The organism is Halomonas sp. YLB-10, assembly GCF_003856855.1.
Classification (GTDB): domain Bacteria; phylum Pseudomonadota; class Gammaproteobacteria; order Pseudomonadales; family Halomonadaceae; genus Halomonas; species Halomonas litopenaei.
Window position 1 is genome coordinate 24853 of record NZ_RRCU01000007.1, and the last position, 18873, is coordinate 43725.

The 18873-nt window shown below is 63.9% G+C and carries 13 protein-coding genes and 1 pseudogene; 8 read left to right on the forward strand and 6 right to left on the reverse strand.

From position 1 onward, the window contains the following. The first annotated feature begins 1 nt into the window (after position 1). The 3 genes from EBB56_RS15760 (at position 2) to EBB56_RS15770 (ending at position 5155) form a co-directional block, all read left to right on the forward strand. Complete coding sequence (locus EBB56_RS15760; protein ID WP_253028636.1) at positions 2-1075, forward strand: ABC transporter permease; 1074 nt, start codon at positions 2-4, stop codon at positions 1073-1075. After that, positions 1065-2654 carry an ABC transporter ATP-binding protein gene (locus EBB56_RS15765; protein WP_124804781.1) on the forward strand — a complete coding sequence of 530 codons (1590 nt, stop codon included), beginning with the start codon at positions 1065-1067 and terminating at the stop codon, positions 2652-2654. The genes EBB56_RS15760 and EBB56_RS15765 overlap by 11 nt, the downstream gene beginning before the upstream one ends. Positions 2655-2860: 206 nt before the next feature. After that, entirely contained in the window at positions 2861-5155 is a 2295-nt protein-coding gene (locus tag EBB56_RS15770; RefSeq protein WP_162816497.1) for a GGDEF domain-containing protein, read from the forward strand. A gap of 142 nt (positions 5156-5297) precedes the next feature. Here the strand turns inward: EBB56_RS15770 and EBB56_RS15775 are convergent, their stop codons facing one another. Both EBB56_RS15775 and EBB56_RS15780 read right to left on the reverse strand, forming a co-directional pair. Then, positions 5298-5993, reverse strand: a complete 696-nt coding sequence (locus tag EBB56_RS15775) for a pseudouridine synthase (protein WP_124804782.1) — start codon at positions 5991-5993, stop codon at positions 5298-5300. Then, entirely contained in the window at positions 5993-6808 is an 816-nt protein-coding gene (locus EBB56_RS15780; RefSeq protein WP_045993728.1) for an amidohydrolase, read from the reverse strand. Before EBB56_RS15780 ends, EBB56_RS15775 begins: the two co-directional genes overlap by 1 nt. 209 nt (positions 6809-7017) lie before the next feature. On the opposite strand from EBB56_RS15780, the gene rarD reads away from it, so the two are divergent. Next, complete coding sequence (rarD, locus tag EBB56_RS15785) at positions 7018-7917, forward strand: EamA family transporter RarD (protein ID WP_045993729.1); 900 nt, start codon at positions 7018-7020, stop codon at positions 7915-7917. On the opposite strand, the gene EBB56_RS15790 is transcribed toward rarD, so the two are convergent. Next, the gene (locus EBB56_RS15790; RefSeq protein ID WP_124804783.1) at positions 7893-10322 is read right to left on the reverse strand and encodes an EAL domain-containing protein; all 2430 of its coding nucleotides are present in this window, start codon (positions 10320-10322) and stop codon (positions 7893-7895) included. The two genes, rarD and EBB56_RS15790, sit on opposite strands and share 25 nt — an antisense overlap. Positions 10323-10607: 285 nt before the next feature. Here EBB56_RS15790 and EBB56_RS15795 point away from each other — a divergent pair, with 285 nt between their 5' ends. The 4 genes from EBB56_RS15795 to EBB56_RS15810 all read left to right on the forward strand — a co-directional run bounded on the left by EBB56_RS15795 (position 10608) and on the right by EBB56_RS15810 (position 15034). Then, entirely contained in the window at positions 10608-11765 is a 1158-nt protein-coding gene (locus tag EBB56_RS15795; RefSeq protein ID WP_124804784.1) for an NAD(P)/FAD-dependent oxidoreductase, read from the forward strand. A 100-nt stretch (positions 11766-11865) separates the two neighbouring features. Further along, positions 11866-13578 carry a SulP family inorganic anion transporter gene (locus tag EBB56_RS15800; RefSeq protein WP_045993732.1) on the forward strand — a complete coding sequence of 571 codons (1713 nt, stop codon included), beginning with the start codon at positions 11866-11868 and terminating at the stop codon, positions 13576-13578. A gap of 270 nt (positions 13579-13848) precedes the next feature. Beyond that, positions 13849-14535, forward strand: coding sequence for a DNA-binding transcriptional regulator CsiR (gene csiR, locus EBB56_RS15805; protein ID WP_108449393.1), 687 nt, complete (start codon positions 13849-13851; stop codon positions 14533-14535). A gap of 286 nt (positions 14536-14821) precedes the next feature. Then, entirely contained in the window at positions 14822-15034 is a 213-nt protein-coding gene (locus EBB56_RS15810; protein WP_045993734.1) for a ribbon-helix-helix protein, CopG family, read from the forward strand. Between the two features lie 156 nt (positions 15035-15190). Here the strand turns inward: EBB56_RS15810 and EBB56_RS15815 are convergent, their stop codons facing one another. The 3 genes and pseudogenes from EBB56_RS15815 to EBB56_RS22420 form a co-directional block, all read right to left on the reverse strand. Beyond that, positions 15191-17095, reverse strand: coding sequence for a protein kinase domain-containing protein (locus EBB56_RS15815; RefSeq protein ID WP_124804785.1), 1905 nt, complete (start codon positions 17093-17095; stop codon positions 15191-15193). 64 nt (positions 17096-17159) lie between these two features. After that, complete coding sequence (locus tag EBB56_RS15820; RefSeq protein ID WP_409360216.1) at positions 17160-18440, reverse strand: 2-oxo acid dehydrogenase subunit E2; 1281 nt, start codon at positions 18438-18440, stop codon at positions 17160-17162. A 210-nt stretch (positions 18441-18650) separates the two neighbouring features. Beyond that, positions 18651-18857 (reverse strand): annotated as a pseudogene (locus tag EBB56_RS22420) (biotin/lipoyl-containing protein); the annotation flags it as partial. Positions 18858-18873 lie beyond the last annotated feature (16 nt).

Here is an 18873-nt window from a genome sequence, read left to right on the forward strand (position 1 = left end):
CGTGCCTAGCCTTTCTCCCATCACCCGCCGTCGCCTCGCCGTCTTTCGCCACCAGCGCCGTGCCTGGTGGTCACTGTGGGCCTTCGGCCTACTGTTCTTGCTCAGCCTCGGGGCCGAACTCATCGCCAATGACAAGCCGCTGCTGGTGCAGTATCAGCAGCAATGGTACTTCCCGATGCTGGTCGACTATCCGGATACCGTCTTCGACGGCTTTCTGCCGACCGCGGCGGACTATCACGATGACTTTACCCGCAACGCCATCGAGTCGGATGGCTGGATGCTGTGGGCGCCGATTCCGTTCTCCTACGACACCCTGGACGAGTATCTCGACCACCCTGCGCCGTCACCCCCGGATGGCCGCCACTGGCTGGGTACCGATGACCAGGGTCGTGACGTGCTGGCGCGGGTGATCTACGGCTTTCGCCTGTCGGTGATCTTTGCTCTGGTGCTGACCGCCGGGTCGCTGGTGCTGGGGGTGCTGGCCGGTGGGGTGCAGGGCTATTTCGGCGGCAAGGTCGACCTGATCGGCCAGCGCCTGACCGAGATATGGTCGGGGTTGCCGGTGCTGTTCCTGCTGATCATCCTGGCCAGCCTGGTGGAACCCAATCTGTGGTGGCTGCTCGGGATCATGCTGCTGTTTTCCTGGCTCGGACTGGTGGATATCGTGCGTGCCGAGTTTCTGCGTGCGCGCAATCTGGAGTATGTACGGGCCGCCAAGGCCATGGGGCTGCCGTCGCATCTGATCATGTGGCGCCATGTGCTGCCCAACGCCATGGTGGCGACCCTGACCTTCATACCCTTCCTCTTCACCGGCGCCATCACCACCCTCACGGCGCTGGATTTTCTCGGTTTCGGGCTGCCGCCAGGTTCGCCTTCCCTGGGCGAGCTGGTGGCCCAGGGCAAGAACAACCTCCAGGCGCCATGGCTTGGGATTACCGCCTTCATGACCCTGGCGGTCATGCTGTCGCTGCTGGTGTTCATCGGCGAGGGGATCCGCGACGCCTTCGATCCGCGCCACGTCCAAAGCGCCAGCGGCAACACGACACCGCAAGGAAGCCCCGCGCATGAACAATGACACCCTGCTGTCGCTGGATCGGCTGTCGATCGGTTTCGGCGACACCACCGTGGTCAAGGAACTGTCGCTGGACGTCAGGCGCGGAGAGACCCTGGCGCTGGTGGGTGAGTCGGGGTCCGGCAAGTCAGTCACCGCGCTTGGCGCGCTCAACCTGCTGCCGCCCAACGCCACAATCAAAGGCGGTAGATGGCTCGGCGACACCGACCTGTCGCGGCTGACGCCGCGCAAATGGCAGGGGCTGCTCGGCAACCGCGTCGGTTTCGTGTTTCAGGAGCCGATGACCTCGCTCAATCCGCTGCACACCATCGGACGACAGCTGGCGGAGACCCTGCGCCTGCATCAGGGCCTGCGAGGCCGTGGGGCTCGCCACCGCTGCCGCGAACTGCTGGAACAGGTAAAACTGCCGCGAGCCGAGGAACTGCTCGATGCCTGGCCCCACCAGCTGTCCGGCGGGCAGCGTCAGCGGGTAATGATCGCCATGGCCATCGCCAACCAGCCTGAGCTGCTGGTGGCCGATGAACCCACCACCGCCCTGGACGTGACCGTACAGCAGGAGGTACTCGCCCTGCTGGCCGAGCTGCGTGATCACCACGGCATGGGCATGCTGTTCATCACCCACGACCTGAATCTGGTGCGTCGGCACGCCGACCGTGTGTGTGTCATGCGTCATGGCGAGCGCCAGGAAACCGGGACCGTCGAGCGGGTCTTCCAATCGCCCCAGAGCGCCCACGCGCGGGAATTGCTGGACGCCGAGCCGGAAGGTGTCCCGGCCCCCTGTGGCGATGCCCCGACCCTGATCGAGGCCCGCCAGCTAAGCGTCACCTTCGAACGACGCCGACGCCTGTTCCAGCGTCGCCAGCCTGGCTTCGAGGCGCTGGCTCCGCTGGACTTGCACATCGCCGCCGGCGAGACCCTGGGCGTGGTCGGCGAATCGGGATCCGGCAAGACCACCCTGGCCTCCGCTCTGCTGCGCCTGAACCAGGCCAAGGGAGTCATCGACTTCGCCGGCGCCAGGCTGGATCAGCTATCGGGCAAGGCGCTGCGCCAGCAGCGCAGAAATCTGCAGATCGTGTTCCAGGACCCCTATGGCTCTCTCTCTCCGCGAATGCCGGTGGCGGATATCATCAGCGAGGGACTTCGCTATCATCAGCCTGAGCTTTCCGAGCAGGAAGTCAGCGCTCGGGTCCGTGCGACCTTGCGTGAGGTGGAGCTCCCGGAACACGTCGCCCAACGCTATCCCCACGAGTTCTCCGGCGGCCAGCGCCAACGCATCGCGGTGGCCCGAGCGATCATCCTCGAGCCGCGCCTGATCGTACTCGATGAACCGACCTCGGCACTGGACAGGACAGTGCAGAAACAACTGATCGCCCTGCTCAGGGACCTCCAGGCACGGCGCGGACTGAGCTATCTGTTCATCAGCCACGACCTGGCGGTGGTGCGCGCCATGGCCCACAGGGTGATGGTGCTGAAGGAAGGCCGCCTGATCGAACAGGGGGCCTGCATGGACGTACTTTCCCGGCCGGCCGATCCCTACACCAGGGCTCTGGTCAAGGCGGCGGGGCTTGAGCCCCAGGGATGAAGCAAGGCTGACAGGAGGTGTCCCGACAGGGGGGCGGTAGAAGGCATGGCATCTGTGCGCGGTTGCCGCCAAATGCGCTCCATGGCGGTTCATGCCGGTACTGGGGCCGTCCAGGCCCCAAACGTTTATTCTTTCGACTATGCCGTCGAATGTTGTTATTGCCACCTCGTTCTATACTGGCCGGGTTACCGTCCATAGGTCTCGCCATGTTCCGCTGCATCACGCTTCTTGTACTCGCCCTGCTCTGGCTGCCCGGCAGTCAGGTACTGGCTGGCGAGCTCGCGTTGAATGATGACTGGCAATATCGTTGGGGGGACTCGCCCCGCACTCCTGACGGAGAGCTTGAGTGGCTCACCGCCGCTGAAGGGGAATGGAAGTCCCTGGAGGGCATCGGCAATCCCCCGGGTCGTGACGGTCGCGACAGCCTCTGGCTGCGTCGGGAGTTGCCCGCCGGTGACTGGCTTCAGCCGGCGCTGTTCGTCTCAAGCCTCAACTTGGTGGCCGAAGCCTACGTCGATGGGCAACACGTCTATCGCCACGGTCAGCTCGAAGGACCGGACGCCGGGGCCTTCGCCGGCTGGACCTGGCACGCCATCGAGCTGCCCTCGCCCACCCAGGGCAAGACCCTGTACCTGCGCCTGAAGTCGTCCTACAAGGACATCGGGCTTTGGGGCAAGGTCGTGATCATGGAACAGTCACGGATACTGCCCTCGATTCTCGAGGCCACCAAGGGCGAACTAGTGATCGCGCTTGCCTGCCTGATCGTCGCAGCCCTGGCGCTCGTGTTGATCCTGACCCAGCCCGAACGCTGGCGGCTGGGTAGCCTCGGGCTCTTCTCGCTGGCGGTCGGACTCATGGTGCTGGCCGAGAGCGACGCCAGCCAACTGATCGTGTTCGCGCCCCTGGCGTGGGACTATGTCGCCGCCATCGCCTATTTTTCTTTGCCGGTGGCCATGGCGCTGATCCTCGAGCACTGGTTTCCGCAGATCCCGCGACAGGGCATGCGACGTCTGTGGCTAGGCTTGCTGGCCTACGCCATCATCGCCCCGGCGCTGGCGATGCTGGACGTGGTATCGCTTCCTCCGACCTTTCCCTTGTTCGACCTGATACTGCTCGGGGCGCTGGCCTATATGGCACGCTGGCTGTTTCGCTATCGACGAGAGTTCGACAGCGACCAACGCCTGATCGTCGCGAGCTACGCCATCTTTGCTGCCATCGCCATCACCGACATGCTGGTGGCCCACGGCCTGGTGGGCTGGATCAGTGTACCGGTGCATCTTGGTGCCCTGGCCTTCATCGTCGCCATGATCGTCATCTCCACGCGCCACTATGCTCGCTCCCAACGCCAGTTGCAGCGACTCAACGATCACCTCGAGCAAGAGGTGGCCGAGCGTACCCGGCAACTGGAAAGCCTCGCAGAACAGGAGAGACAACGTGCCCTGGTGCTGGCCACCGAACACCACAAGACCCAGCGACTGGCCAGTCTGATCGACACGCTGCAGGCATGCACCAGCCTCGAGGAAGCGCTATGCCTGACCCAGCGGGCCATGCCGGAGATACTGGAACCGATGCAGGGCGCCTTCTACCGGCCTCAGGATCAGCCGGACAACATGACGCTGGAACTGTTCTGGCCCACCACCTATCGCCCCCCGGCTTGGCTGGACACCACCGCGATTCCGCCGCTTCGAACGCGCACGGAAGAAAGCCTGCCCGCCCTGGACGACCTGCTCACGATCTCCACCAGGAGGCCGCCCTCGGACCCTTCGGCACCTTCCCCTGCCGACAACCTGCCTCACTGGATCTTTCCGTTGGACTTGACCGGCCCGGATCGCCAGCACCGCCGACTGGGCGTGATCTGCGTCGTGCCCGACGGGCCACTGGTCAAGCGCCCGCAGTACTGGGATCGCACCCGCAGCTTCATCGAACTCGGCGTCAGCCGCCTGGCCCTGGTATTGTCGAGCATCGCCCTGCAGGAAGAACTATCGGCGCTATCCTATCGCGATGATCTGACCGGACTGCACAATCGTCGCTACTTCGATGAGCTTTTTGCCCACGAGACGGCTATTTCGTTGCGCAAGAAGAGCCCCTTGGCGGTGGTCATCCTGGACATCGACCACTTCAAGAAATTCAATGACCGCTATGGTCATGCGGCGGGTGACACGGTGCTTGAAGGGGTTGGCAGAATGCTGGCCAACAGCTTTCGTGACATCGACGTGGTCTGTCGCTTTGGTGGAGAGGAGTTCGTCGTGCTGCTGCCCGGCGCCGAGGCCGACGACGCTCACCATCGCATGCAGCGCATGTGCCACGCCCTGGCCAGCGCGAGCTTCCGCCACGAGGGCCAGAGCCTGGGTACGGTATCGGTATCCTGCGGCATCGCCAGCTTCCCGGCCACCAGCGACGATCCGAGCTGCCTGCTGGCGATGGCAGACAGCGCCCTATATCGGGCCAAGCACGCAGGGCGGGCTCGCATCGCACTCGCCACGCCTCACGAGAACGACTAGCCGGCCGGGGAAGCCGCCTGGAGGGGCCTGAAGCGCTCTCGCTACAGCGCCCGGCCCCGCGCAGTCAATCCAGCGCCCGCTGCTGCGATCCAAACCAGCGCTGTCACACCAGCGCCCGCTGCTGCAATCCAAACCAGCGCTGTTAAAACAGCTCGCGTTCCTCGGCTGTCAATTCGCGCCATTGGCCGGGTTCGAGTGACGCATCCAGTGTCAAGGGTCCGATCGTGTGGCGATGCAGCGTTTCGACATGGTTGCCGATGGCGGCGAACATGCGACGGACCTGATGATAACGCCCTTCGACGATGGCGAGTTCGACCTCCCTCGGCCCGTGACAGGTCAGGGTAGCGGGACGCGTCGGGGTCTCCTCGCCCTCCAGCATGATGCCCTCGGCAAAACGTGCGACGGCCTCGTCAGGGTTGTCCAGGTCCCGTGCCAGCAGGGCCTGGTATACCTTGGCGCTGCGATGGCGAGGCGAGGTGATGCGGTGGGACCACTGGCCATCGTCGCTCAACAACAGCAAGCCAGTGGTGTCGACGTCCAGCCGCCCTACCGGCTGCAGACGCTCGGCCTTGGGCAGATCGATCAGGTCAACCGCCCGCGTGTAGAGTCCCCGTCTGGCCGTGCACTCCACCCCGACGGGCTTGTGCAGCATGATGTAACGAAGTCCAACCAGCTCAAGAAGTCGTCCCTCCCAGCGCACCTCGTCATCACTCGCCACATGTCGCGCAGCCTTCTTTTCAAGCTCGCCGTTGACCGTTACCTCCCCGCGCACCAAGGCTCGCTTGGCCAGGCTGCGCGTCAGGTCGGTGGTCTCGCTGAGAAAGCGGTCCAGACGCATCAGTTGGCCTCGTCATCGGCGAGTTGAAAGGCATCGGCATCCTGCCATGCCGGGAACTTCTCCCGGAATGCCGCCAATTCGTCGCGGTCGAGCACTCCGGTCTTGATAAAGGGCTCATCACGCGCCTCGTCGATCAGCGCCTCACCCTTGGCATCGATCAACATGGAGTCACCCGAGTAGGCGAGGCCCTTGGCGTCCTCACCGACGCGGTTGACACCGATCACCGGGGCCAGGTTCTCGATGGCACGCGCCTGCAGCAGTGTGCGCCAGGGATGGCGCCTCGGCGCCGGCCAGTTGGCAACACATAGAAGGGCGTCATATTCGAAGTGGGTCGATGGGTTCTGGCGTTGACGCAGCCATACCGGAAAGCGCAGGTCGTAGCAGACGCTCAGCAGGATGCGGAAGCCATTGAGCTCGACGATCACGCGCTCACGACCCATGTCGTAGCGTTCATGCTCGCCTGCCATGCGGAAGAGATGGCGCTTGTCATACCAGCTGATGTCGCCGTCCGGTCGCGCCCAGACCAGGCGGTTGAAGTACTCGCCCTGCTCCTCGATGGCCACGCTGCCGGTAACCACGCAGCCTCGTTGGCGAGCCTGATCCACAAGCCATGCCACCACGCTGCTGTCCGCCATGGGCTGGGCCATCTCGCGTGAGTTCATGGTGAACCCGGTGGCGAACATTTCCGGCAGCACGATCAGGTCGGTATCGTTGGCGCCCAGGTCCGCCAGGCTGTCCTCCAGCATCCGGCAGTTGGACTCGGGATCTTCCCAGTGAAGGTTGCACTGGACAAGCGTCGTACGCAGCTGTGTCATGGTAATCTCATCAATTGACGTCGTCCCCCTAGCCTAAACGACACAGCGCCTTGTCGCAGCAGGTGGCAACGGTCGAATGCCCCAGGCCCCGGAAAACCCCACCGTCATCCGGCCTGACGCGACGCGGCGATCAGCTCAACCTTCGCTATCAACATCGATACCAACGTCGACACCAACTTCGGCACCAACTCTGAACGGGAATTCGCGGCATGAAAGGACTCTCCACTCCCTCGGCCCAGGGCGTCGCCTTTGCGCTGCTGGCTTATGGCACCTGGGGTGGATTTCCCCTTTTCTTCGCATTGTTCGACGGCGTGGGTGCACTCGAGATACTCGCCCATCGCGTCATCTGGTCGTGCCTGTTTCTGGCACTGGTCATCAGTCTGCTCAAGCGCTGGTCGGTCATCGCCAATATTCGCCAGGCACCTCGGCAACTGCTGCCGGCGCTCGCCTGCGCTCTGCTCATCGGCGCCAACTGGGGCCTTTATATCTACTCGGTAGAGACTCACCGGGTGCTGCAGGCGAGCCTGGGCTATTTCATGACACCGCTGGTCAACGTGGCGCTGGGCGTGGTGGTGCTCAAGGAACGCGTCGCGCCGACGCAGCGCCTGGCCATTGGCCTTGCCCTCGGTGCCATCGTGCTGCAGCTATTCCAGTTGGGCACCTTGCCCTGGCTGAGCCTGTGCCTGGCGGTGTCTTTCGGCACTTACGGACTGCTGCGCAAGCAGCTTGCGCTGGACGGGCTGTCGGGCCTGTTCATCGAAACGCTGCTGCTCCTTCCACTGGCGCTGCTGCTGATACAACAGCTGCCGGTCAGCCACTTCGATGGGGCGCTATTCTTCACCGCTCCCTACAGCGCCGCGCTGCTGATGGCCTCCGGGGTGCTGACGGCCCTGCCGCTGCTGGCCTTTGCCGGCGCTGCGCGCCGGCTGACCCTCGGTACTCTGGGATTTCTGATGTACATCAATCCGACGCTGCAGTTTCTGATTGCGTTGTGGGTGTTCAACGAGCCCCTGGCGGTCGAGCAGCTTACTACCTTCGTGCTGATCTGGATCGCGCTGGCGCTCTACTCCTGGTCGAGCCTGCGTCAGCAGCGCCGAGTGCCCACCTGACGCAGTACCGTCGTCGGCATCGGGCCCGCTGGCTTCTCGCCATAGACCGCGACCAGATCCTCCAGCTCCATCGGTGGCGCGAAGAAGTAGCCCTGCCCTTCCTGGACCCCCAGGGTGATCAGCCAACTTGCGTCCTCGACGGTCTCGACGCCTTCCGCCACCACCGTCAGTTCCATGCGATGGCAGAGTCCCACCAGCGCCGCATAAGCCTGACGCGCCTGATCGAAACGCCGCGCGGCGTGAAGTAATGAATAATCCAGCTTGATCGCCGCCAGGGGCAGGCGCTGAAGCAGGTTGAAGGCGGTGTAGCCGCTACCGAAGTCGTCCAGGGCGACGCCAATACCGCGTTCGTGGAGCCGCCTCATCTGTCGCTGAACCCGCTCGACGTCATCGACATGCTCGTGCTCCACCAGTTCGAGTGCCAGGCAGCGTGGAGGCAGCCGACGTCGCGCCAGTTCAGTCACCATGAAATCGGGGAAGTCATCGGCCACGAGCGTCGAAAGGTGGACATTGACCGAGACGGTACCGAGCCAGGCCGCGCCTCGCAGTTCCATCAGCCAGTCGAGGGTGCGGCCGATCACCCAACGGTCGAAACGCTCCGCCAGGCCGAGCATCAGAATGACCGGAAGAAACTCCGGCGGCGGAATATTGCCCGCGTCGGGATGACACCAGCGGATCAACACCTCGGCACCGACCAGGGTTCTGCTCGAGGGCGCCATCTTGGGTTGGGCCACCAGACGCCATTGATTGCCGGGATTCTCGATCAGCAGACTGACCTGCCGGCACAGCCAACGCAGCTGAGTCTCGTGATAGGGACCCGCCGCGGTCACCCTGAGCACCGGACGTACCCAACCTTCGCTTTCCAGCCGCTGCACCCCCTCTTCCAGCGAAGCCAGACAGTTGCTCAGGTCCGTGGAGTGTCCGGGCACCACCACCACACTGGCATGCCAGCGCAGGACCCGTGCGCTGTCGCGCTGCTGAAACTGCCCCACCAAGGCCAGGTAGCTATCGAGCTGGGATTCCACGTCGGGTCCGTGGGCCTGGGCAGGGACCATGCCGATCAGCTGCTCTTCGCCCCCCAGATACAGCCGCCAGCCCTTGGGGAGGTGCGCCTTGAAGACATCGATACTGATCCGCAGAAGACCCTCCAGACTGCCGCTGCCAAAGCGCCTGCGATAGCTCCTGAGTTCGGGTGAGACCAGCACAAACAGCCACTCCACCTCCTCGCATCGACTGCCTCGATAGTCGCTTACCAACGCCAGCCTGGTAGGCAACCCAAAACGCTGATCGACCATCAACTTGCGACGAAGACGTCGCGACCTGTTGCGCGCCACCAGCAAGGCCCCCACGCCCAGCAGCGAGCCAACCGCCACCACCGACACCCCGTACAACGCCTGACGATACTCCCGCGCGACCTGCTCCAGCCGTCCGCGAACGCCGATCCACTGGAACGGGAGGTTGTCATGGCCCTCGAACAGACGGTACCAGCGGGCATCGATCAGGTGACGCTGGGCCATCACCGAGGAACTGGCCGGTACCAGGTCAAAGGCTGGCGTCAGCGCCAGTTCCACGGCGGCGTGGGCAAGGAAGTCGACATCGAGAATCGCCCCGCCGGCACAGCCTATCGCCATCTGGAATTCGAAATGGCAGAACACCGGATAGCCCTGGGCGGCCAGCGCTTCCAGTCGATGGGCGGTACTTCCCGCCCCTTCGGACCAACCGGAGTCCTGCCCCCCTTGCATGTACAGTCGAGTACCCGGCGGGCTTCGCGATAATCGCTCGATCACCTCTTCCGGGGTCCAGCCAGTGACCACATCGACCAGGGTCACATCGGCGACACTGCCGATCACCTCCACCATGTCATCGACGACATTGAAGGCGTGTTCGGAGTCTTCGGCCAGCAGCATCAAAGGCACCGGTGAGCCAAAGGTTTCCACCAGCATATTGAGCGACTGCGCCATGACCGGGTAGGACTTGAGCAGTTTCACTCCAAGCGCCTGGGCCTGCTCCCTGAAGCGGTCATCATTGAGTCCCAGTGCTACCACCTTGCGCGGCCAGGGGAGCTCGTCACGATACTCCAGATAGAAGGCCATGGCGGGGTCATCGGCAATGATCAGACTGCCGCTTTCATTCAAGGTGCTGGCGGTCAATCGCTGGAGCAGGGCCTCATGGGCCAGCGGCCGCGCCAGGCGCAGCGCATCGACATACTCCACCAGCAGTTGTCGGTCTGCGCTGGCTTCGTGACGAAAACGCGCCTCGACACTGCTGACCACATCGTCATTCCACCGGTACCCCTGGTGGTAAGAGGTCAACAGTGTCAGTGAAGCACCCTGCGACTCGTCCAGTTCATCACCCGATAGCATCGCAGAAGCGACCATGGCCACCAGGCCAAGGGTGGTCGGCACAAGTCTCCTGAGTCTCACCAGTAGCAGTGACCTCAACCACGGGAGAGGGCACGGCCCGAGCAGGATGTGCATGAGTAAGGCTCCCACGGGAGCGTCTGCTGGCGACGTTCGATCAAGTGCTGTCTCGCCCCGTAGATGAAGCCTAGAAGCCACCGATGTTCCCCTCGCGCTCCCTTTGGAGGTAGCGATGGACTGAAGATAGGGATAGGTCCAGCGCGCACCGTCTTTGACCTCGCGCATGTCAGCCGGGATGATCGCTACTCGCTTTCAGGATGACGGCCGCCCATGTCCTCGACCACCGCGCGATCCCGCCCTACCGCTATCGGCAGCAAGCCACGGCTGCTGCTGATCGGGGCAGGCCACGCCCATCTGCATCTGCTGCATCAGAGCTCCTTGCTGTCGCGCTTCGATGTCACCCTGGTCGACCCCGGCGCCTTCTGGTATTCGGGCCTGGCCAGCGGCGTGCTGGCCGGCGACCATTCACCTGCGACCGACAGGATCGATCCTGCGACGCTCTGTCATGGGCGAGGGGTTGCACTGGTCAGGGCGCGTCTTTGTGCGCTGAACACCGACGCGCGCCAGGCGCTGCTGTCCAACGGGACCTCTCTGGCGTTTGATCGACTGGGGCTGAATCTGGGCTCTGCTCCTGTGTTGCGGTCGAGCGATGATGAAGCCAGCAGCGATAGCGCAGCCTCGCTACCAGGCGACAAGCAGACACACTGGCAGATCAAGCCCATCCCCCATCTGGTCCGGCTGCGGCGCAGCCTCGAGCGTCGGTTTCAGCGCCGACAGTCGGTGAGCGTCGAGATTCTCGGTGCCGGCGCCAGCGGGGTCGAGATCGCCTGCGCCATCGAAGCACTCGGCCGCCGCCACCAGCTCACCGCTGGTGCTCTGACCATTCGCCTGCGACATCGCGGCTCTGGCCCCTTGCCAGAAGCGCCCGCGCGAGCCCGACGCTACCTGTTGGCAGCCCTGGAGCGTCGCGGAATCCTTGTCGTCGACAGCCGCCATGACCGACATCTGCCGGCGTCCGACATCGTCGACGCCACTGGGCTGGGTCCTCCGCGAGGACTCGAGAGGTTCGGCCTGCCGACGATCGATGGTCGCGGCATAGCTATCGACCCGTCGCTTGAGGTCCAGGGGACCGACGGCGTCTTTGCCAGCGGAGACTGTGCTGCACTGATCGACCATCCCTTGCCACGGCTGGGCGTCCACGGGGTTCGTCAGGGCCCCGTACTGGCCCGGAACCTGATCGCATCGCTGGACCCGCAGGCGTCACTGACCTCTTACCGCCCGCCTGCGCGGGCCTTGTCCATCGTCAATCTCGGCCACGGCGAAGCCCTGGCGCTCTACGGAAACGCCTGGTGGGGCGGACGACTGGCCAGCCGCCTGAAACGTCATCTGGACCTGAATTTCATGCAGCGTACCAGGCGTCTGCGCTGACAAGACTCTACTCGCTCACCGCTTTCGGCTAGGCTAGAGGTTTCTCGGCAAGCGCCTGCGCCAGGCCCTCCAATACCCTGACTAGGACGTCGGCATTTCCATGATCAAGCGTTACCTTCCGATTCTTGCCTGGTTGCCACACTATACGCCGCGTCTGCTGGGGGGCGATCTGCTGGCGGGTATCATCGTCACCGTCATGGTGATCCCCCAGTCGCTGGCCTACGCCATTCTGGCGGGTCTGCCTGCCGTGGTCGGACTCTATGCCAGTCTGCTACCGGCGGTGGTCTACGCCATGCTGGGCACCAGCCGGTCGCTGGCGGTGGGCCCGGTGGCGATCATCGCTCTGATGACTGGCGCCGCTCTGACCAAGGTGGCCACTCCCGGTAGCGCCGCGTACGTCGAGGCGGCGCTGGTGCTGGCACTGCTGTCGGGACTGATGCTGACCGCCATGGGCATGCTGCGCCTGGGCTTTTTCGCCAACTTTCTCAGCCACCCGGTCATCGGTGGCTTTCTCTCGGCCTCGGGACTGCTGATCGCCATCAGTCAGCTATCTCACCTGCTGGGCATCGAGGCCGGTGGCTATACCGCCCTGGCACTGATCTACAGCCAGCTATCCCACCTCGACCAGACTAACCTGATGACCCTGGCGATGGGCGCCTCGACCCTGCTTTTCCTGTGGGCGACCCGCCGCTATGGGCAACACGCTCTGACGGCACTGGGCCTGCCCAGGGGGCCTGCCAGCATGCTGGTACGCGCAGGTCCCGTGGCGGCGGTGGTCATCACCACGCTGATCAGCTGGCGATGGGATCTTGCCTCCAGGGGGGTTGCGACCGTGGGGCAGATCCCCGCCGGCCTGCCAGCCTTCGGTCTGCCGACATTCGAGCTGGGCCTGTGGCACGCGCTGCTGGTGCCGGCGCTATTGATCAGTGTGGTGGGCTTTGTCGAGTCCATCTCGATGGCCCAGATGCTGGCCGCAAAGCGCCGCGAGCGCGTCTCCCCCAATCAGGAGTTGATCGGACTCGGCGGCGCCAACCTGGCCGCTGCTGTCACCGCCGGCATGCCAGTCACCGGCGGACTGTCGCGCACCGTGATCAATCAGCAGTCTGGTGCACGCACCCCCATGGCCGGTCTGTTTGCCGCCATCGGTATCGGTGTGGTGACCCTGGCGCTCACTCCCCTGCTGGAACATCTTCCGATCGCCACCCTCGCCGCCACCATCACCGTGGCCATACTGACGCTGGTGGATATCCCGCTGATTCGCCAGACCTGGCGCTACTCCCGCAGCGACTTCTCGGCCCTGGCGGTGACCATGCTGCTGACGCTGGTGGAGGGCGTCGAAGCCGGCATCATCGCCGGGGTAGGTCTCTCGATTGCGCTTTTCCTGTACCGTACCAGTCGCCCCCACAGCGCCATCGTCGGTCGCATCCCTGGCAGTGAGCACTTCCGCTCGATCACCCGGCATCAGGTCGAGACCGTCAGCCATCTCGCCCTATTCCGGGTCGACGAAAGCCTCTATTTCGCCAACGCCCGCTATCTCGAAGACACCCTCTATACACTGGTGGCCCAGCGCCCCGAGCTGAGCGACGTGGTACTTATCTGCTCTGCAGTGAATCTGATCGACGCCTCGGCGCTGGAAAGCCTGGACGCGATCAATGCCCGTCTGAAGGACTCTCGCGTCACCCTACACCTGGCCGAGGTCAAGGGGCCGGTGATGGACCGGCTGAAGCATTCCGACTTTCTCGATGAATTGACCGGCCGCGTGTTCCTGAGTACCTATGCCGCCTGGACGGAGCTTCGACGCACCCGGGACTGATCCACCAGACTCGCCTCGCCGGACGATGCCTGGTAGCTGCCCGGTAGCTGCCCGGTATCTGCCCGGTAGCTGCCCGACAACCACCAGGCGAGGCTGGAGCCGTGTCGATCTTGCGGGTCAAAGGGCCCGCCTCGAGCCATCGTTGCCGCAGATAGAAAAGCCGGACCTGCTGCCATCGACACAACTGGGTGCCGACCGATGCCTTAGGAGAATATCGACATTGTCGGCATTGCGGTAAGATGGCCCGGTGATACATGGACGGGCCACGAGATGGAAGACTCACCCAAGCAGAACCTCGCCATCAGCGCTTACCGCTGGCTCAAGCAGGACATCATTCGTGGCGTCTTCGCCCCGGGCGAAAAGCTGTTGATGGCAAGGCTGAAAGAACGCTACGACCTGGGCGTGGGGCCGCTGCGCGAAGCCCTGTCCCAGCTGGTTGCCGACCGTCTGGTGGTTGCCATCAGTCAACGCGGTTATCGGGTGGCCCCCATGTCGCTGGCGGAGCTCGAGGATCTGTACGATGCCCGCGCCCAGCTCGAGGGGCTGATGCTGGAGTTGGCCATCCAACGCGGTGACGATCGCTGGGAAGCCGATATCATCGCTACCGCGCACACCCTGGCCAAGGTCGAAAGCGTCAGCTCTTCCGAGGAGCTGCTCGATATCTGGGACAGTCGCCACAAGGCCTACCACAGTGCCATCGTGGCCGGTTGCAACTCGCCTCATCTGATGCAGGTGCGCGACACCCTGTTCGACCAGGTCGAGCGCTACCGTCACCTGTGGCTTCGCGAGACGGTGTTTTCCAGCGAGGCCCTGGCGGTCAAGCGTGACGAACATGCGGCACTGACCGAGGCGGTATTGAGTCGGGACGCCGGCAAGGCCCGGCGCATGATGCGTGACCATCTGATGACGCCGGTACCGATCATCACCGAAGTGATGGCCCGGCGCGGCCTGGATTGAGTCACCATGACGGCGCTTACGCTTGAGCAAGGCAGTTGGCCTGCGCTCACCTGCGCTCAAAGAAGGGCCACACTCCCGCCTCGGCGCGCAGTGAGCTACTCCCCAAGGGAGAGCGACAGCGCCAGACGGATAGCTGCACACTTGGAAGTGCACCGGGCCTGGTCCTGAACCTCGATGGGCGCGGCACCGTCTAGACAGGGCCCGGGATTGTCACCGGACTGTCACCCGTAACACCTAGACTTTTCATAAATCTGATAGCCGTACGCGTTGCCACCGGAGGAATACCATGCCCCATCTACTCAGATTCTCGCGGGACCTGGAGGCACGCCTGGATTTCCTGGCCGAAAAGACCGGCCTGTCGAAGGCTGCACTGATCGAACGTCTGGTCAGCGAAGGCGCCGAGGTCCTCGAAGCCGAGCTGGCCCACGAGGGCGCCGGCAGCCAGCGTGCAGAGCGCTCCATCGATCAACTTCTGCGCGAAAGCGGGCTCGGCGCCTGACGACTCGCCTGAAAAGTGCCTGCGCTCGGTAATACGGCGTTAAAAATCGGCTGGTGCGCCAGCCCGGTTAAAATGCTCATTTACACCCCGTAAACTGCGCTTTCTCACCGATTTTTGCCTTGTCTAACCTTCGCTCGTCAACTTTTCGGACAGAGACTAGCGCTGCGCCTGGTGCAGACCTTCTCGCAGCGCTTCTGACTCCCCCCCGACCGGCTGCTCGGACATCGCTCTTGCCAGCGCCGCTCTGGGGTCGCGAGGATAGTAGCGTTCCGGCTGGCGTGCCACGTGGGGAAAGAACCGCGTGTCCTTGTAGGGCATCTTCATAAAGCCGGAGATACCCAGTCCCTCGATCAGCTTCACCGCATCGACGATGTCCTCGAGACAGTCATGGAACTCCTGCTCCCTTGAAGGATCGAGCAGCCGATAGTGGTGGTGAATCTTGAGATGCGACGGCAGCACCTCGAAGATGATCATGCCGGTGTGGTGGATATCATTGAGCGCCTGCAACGAGGTGATGATCGCCTCCGGCAGTATCAGCAATTCCTCAGGGTCGGGACCGTCCTCGAAATAGCTGTGCAGACGGGAACGATCCTCCAGTTCCGGCACCGCGCTGACCTCATAGGACAGTTTCAGCGACGGATCGACCACGAAGGGGTGATCCGGACTGGTCCGTTCCAGGTGCAGGGTATCGCGGGCATTGAACAGGCAGCTCTTGAAGATGCCCCGCCGATGGATCGCCCGCGCCAGGGTCACCATGTTGTTGACCGCCGCCACGAAGGCTCGCTTGAGCCCTGCATCGTGCAGATTCAATGACGAGTCGATATAGACGCCATCGGCCTCCCAGCGCACCGCCAGTCCTCCGACCACCGGGTACTTGCCCAGCCGGCTGACGGCGGCCAGAAAGGCCTTTTCGGTCTCCCCCATGCCCTGCATGAAGTTGCGATAGTAGCGGTCCAGCTGAACATCGTTGACGTCATTGAGCGTCTCCTCCACGCCCTCTTCCCTCAGAAATGCCTTGCGCGAGCTGTACACCACGGTATCGATCTCGCGACTCAGCGCGCGGCTCCACACCGGCACCTGTGCCACTTCCTGGGGCCGCGGCAGATCGAGCATCACCAACCGTCCCAGACGCGGCATTTCGGCAATGAAGTGGTCGCCGGCCCTCAATCGCACCTCGGGGTCGGGATCGAGCATCCCGTCCAGGGTCCTGGCAAACTCCATCGGCAGACCCAGCGAGGTGGCGGGAATGGCGCGATGTCCGAAACGGCAGGACTGCGCCGAGGCCAGCGCGTAGAGGGTCCCGGCGACGCCCTGCTCGTCGAAGCGCGGTGATGACAGCGCGCCCCCAAGCTGGTCCTCGCCGATGAAATAGACGTCCCCGAGCCTGGCATTGGTCTGCTGCAGATTGTCGGACATAAGCTCCATCACGTTGGCGGTGACGAACTGCAGCCGTGCGTCGAGCTGTGCAAATACCGACGACCCCCAGTCGATCAGCGCCACCGTTTCGTCGCGAGCGTCAAACACCAGATTCGACGGTTTGATGTCGCCATGGACCACCGGCTTTCTCGGGGCGCCGGCGGGGGTGGTTTCACGCCTCAGCTCACGCAGGATATCGGCCAGTTGGGTGGCGATACGCACCACCAGCCGTGGTGACAGCCGACCCTGACGCAGCGATACCTCTTCCAGATTGAGCCCCGGAGCCCGCTCCATCACCAGAATCGCCTGGTGGCGCACCCGCTGATAGGCGACCAGCGCCGGCACGCGGGGATGCACCACCTGCTCGAGCATGAAGGCCTCTTCCTCGAGGCGATCCTGCAGGTGCTGCGGCAACGTGACCCGGCTGAACTTGAAGACGTGATGGCGCTGGTCGGGACTGACCCCGGCAAACACGAAACCGTAGGCGCCCTTGCCGACCAGCTCGATGCGCCGATAGCCCAGCTGCTCGAGCTGGGTACGACACAGCGCGACCCACTCCTTGAGCTTGCGCGCGTCGTCCTGGCTGAGCAGGTAGATCGACTGATCTTCCGGGATGTAGAACTGCTGCAACGGGGCCTGGGGCATGGCGGTATCCTCCACCGATACACGATGCCACGGCGGCGCCTCGGGCGCACGCCGTCACAACCGTTCAGGACAGGTGAAGCAGCATGCTTTCAGGGTCCTCGAGATAGCCTTTCCAGGCATTGCAGAAACGCGCGATGGTGCCGCCATCCAGCAAGCGATGATCACCGGCCCAGGTCACCGTCATGATGCCCCGACGCACGACCTGCCCTGCCTCGTCGAAGCGCGGCAGCCACTGGGTCTTGCCGATGGCCACGATCGCCGACTCGGGGATATTGATGATGGGGGCTGCATAGGTCCCGCCGAGGGCACCGATATTGGAGATACTGATCGTGCCTCCCTTGAGGTCGCTGGCAGTCACCCGACCCTCGCGCGCGGCCTCGGTCAGGCGCTGCACCTCGGCGGCGATCTCAAGCAGGCTCAGGCGCTCACAGCCCTTGATATTGGGCACCATCAGGCCGGCCTTGCCGTCCACCGCCATGCCCACGTTGCAGTGGGGCGGATAGTGGATTTCGGTGGCCTCGTCATTGAGACGCGCATTGACCAGGGGATGTTCATCGATCGCCAGCGCCAGCGCCTTGATGAAAAACGGCATCAGGGTGAGCTTGACGTCCCTGGCTTCGGCCTGGGGCTTGAGCCGGCCGCGCAAGGCCAGCAGGTCGGTGACGTCGATCTCTTCACCGTACTGGAAGTGCGGCACGCTGCTGGCTGCCGCCACCATCTGGCGCGCCATGGCCGCCCGGACCCCGCGCAGCGGTTCCACTCGCACCTCTCCTTCGTCGCGGGCTGTTGCATCGGTGCCGGCGGGAGAGCCCGCCCCTGCTGACTCGACCCCGGAATCGGACCCGGAATCGGCCGCGCAAGCGGCACCGCTGTGTCGAGCGCCATCGAGAAAGTTCAGCACGTCTTCCTTCAACACGCGGCCCTGGCGACCGCTACCGGGAATGTCCTCGAGTCGCAGCTGGTGTTCTCGGATCAGTCGGCGTACCGCCGGGCTCGCCGGGATGCGCCCGTAGGGGCCCTTGCCCCCCTCGGACGCAGCCTTGTGCACGGGAGAGTCACTCTTTGGGGTCGGGGTCGGGGGCGACGCCTCCTCGACCGCCGGCGTTTCACCAGCGGCGGCACCCGCAACCTGATAGGCAAACAACGGCGCATGGACCTTGGCCATCTCGCCCTTGGCCACATACAGCTCGGCAACGACCCCGTCCTCCGGCGCAGTGATCTCGACCATGGCCTTGTCGGTCATGACATCGACCAGTCGCTGGTCTTCGCTGATCTCGTCACCCTGGGCCACGTGCCATTCGACGATCTCGCACTCGACGATGCCCTCACCGATATCGGGCAGAATAAAGTCTACCCGTCGCCCCGCACCGCCCTTTTCGCTGGAGCTCGACGGCGGCTCTACTGGCTCTGCCGGCTCCTGGACAGACGCCTCTGCGGCGCTCTCCGCCTGCACCGGCGTGTTGTCTTCGCTTTCAGTCTGACCCTCATCACGCTGGGCCTCTCCGCCCTGCCCATCGCCGCCCTGAGGCTCGCCACGATAGGCAAACAAGGGCGCATGGACTCGCGCCATTTCACCCTTCGCCACGTGCAGCCTGGTAACGACGCCGGCTTCCGGGGCGGTGATTTCCACCAGCGCCTTGTCCGTCATCACCTCGACCACAGGCTGGTCTTCGGCGATGGTATCACCCTCGGCAATCTTCCATTCCATCACCTCACACTCGACGATGCCCTCGCCGATGTCAGGCAGCTTGAACTCTGTCATGTCTTGGCTCCCGGCG

Coding starts and splice junctions, on each gene's coding strand:
- EBB56_RS15770 (WP_162816497.1), top strand. CDS start 2,861: ATGTTCCGCTGCATCACGCTTCTTGTACTCGCCCTGCTCTGGCTGCCC.
- EBB56_RS15800 (WP_045993732.1), top strand. CDS start 11,866: ATGATCAAGCGTTACCTTCCGATTCTTGCCTGGTTGCCACACTATACG.
- EBB56_RS15780 (WP_045993728.1), bottom strand. CDS start 6,808: ATGACACAGCTGCGTACGACGCTTGTCCAGTGCAACCTTCACTGGGAA.
- EBB56_RS15795 (WP_124804784.1), top strand. CDS start 10,608: ATGTCCTCGACCACCGCGCGATCCCGCCCTACCGCTATCGGCAGCAAG.
- csiR (WP_108449393.1), top strand. CDS start 13,849: ATGGAAGACTCACCCAAGCAGAACCTCGCCATCAGCGCTTACCGCTGG.
- EBB56_RS15815 (WP_124804785.1), bottom strand. CDS start 17,095: ATGCCCCAGGCCCCGTTGCAGCAGTTCTACATCCCGGAAGATCAGTCG.
- EBB56_RS15810 (WP_045993734.1), top strand. CDS start 14,822: ATGCCCCATCTACTCAGATTCTCGCGGGACCTGGAGGCACGCCTGGAT.
- EBB56_RS15775 (WP_124804782.1), bottom strand. CDS start 5,993: ATGCGTCTGGACCGCTTTCTCAGCGAGACCACCGACCTGACGCGCAGC.
- rarD (WP_045993729.1), top strand. CDS start 7,018: ATGAAAGGACTCTCCACTCCCTCGGCCCAGGGCGTCGCCTTTGCGCTG.
- EBB56_RS15765 (WP_124804781.1), top strand. CDS start 1,065: ATGAACAATGACACCCTGCTGTCGCTGGATCGGCTGTCGATCGGTTTC.